Source organism: Mesorhizobium sp. A556 (genome assembly GCF_054489545.1).
Window position 1 is genome coordinate 1 of sequence record NZ_JBTMXA010000066.1, and the last position, 611, is coordinate 611.

Annotated in this window: 1 protein-coding gene; it reads right to left on the reverse strand. The window is 62.8% G+C overall.

Annotation, left to right across the window (positions count from 1 at the left end):
• Positions 1–611 (reverse strand): PQQ-dependent catabolism-associated beta-propeller protein (locus ACX3P0_RS25320; protein WP_459092990.1); only part of this gene is annotated, 611 nt, incomplete at both ends.

Sequence of the window (611 nt, forward strand, 5' to 3'; positions counted from 1 at the left end):
GTGTTGACGACCGCGACATGGTTTGCCGGCCCCAGTGCGACATAGGCCTTCTTGCCGTCGGCGCTGATGGCGACGCCGACCGGCTGGATGCTTTCGGCGCGCAAGCCCGAAATCGCGAACTCGATCTTCTTCACCACCTCGCGCTTGGCGTTGTCGATGACGCTGACGGTGCCGCCGACCTCGGCGCTGACCCAGACCTGCTTGCCGTCCGGCGTGAATTCGGCGTAGCGCGGCCGCGTGTCGACCAGCACATTGTCGGTCACCTCATGCGTGGCGGTGTCGATGAAATGCGCCATGCTGGTGGTTTCGGACGTGTTGACCATGGTCTTGCCGTCGGGGCTGATGCCCATGCCTTCCGGCTCGACGCCGACGGGGATTTCCGAAAGCACCTGCTTGCTGGCGATATCGATGACGGTAACGAGATTGTCGTCCTCATTGGCGACGTAGAGCGTCTTGCCATCGGGCGACAGCACGAAAAGTTCCGGGTCTGGTCCGGACGGCAGCGTATCGACGATCTCCAGCGTCGCCGTGTCGATGACCTCGATCGTGTCGTCGTCGCTGGCGCACAGATAGACGAACTTGCCATCATGCGAGATGGTGATGCCGCGCGG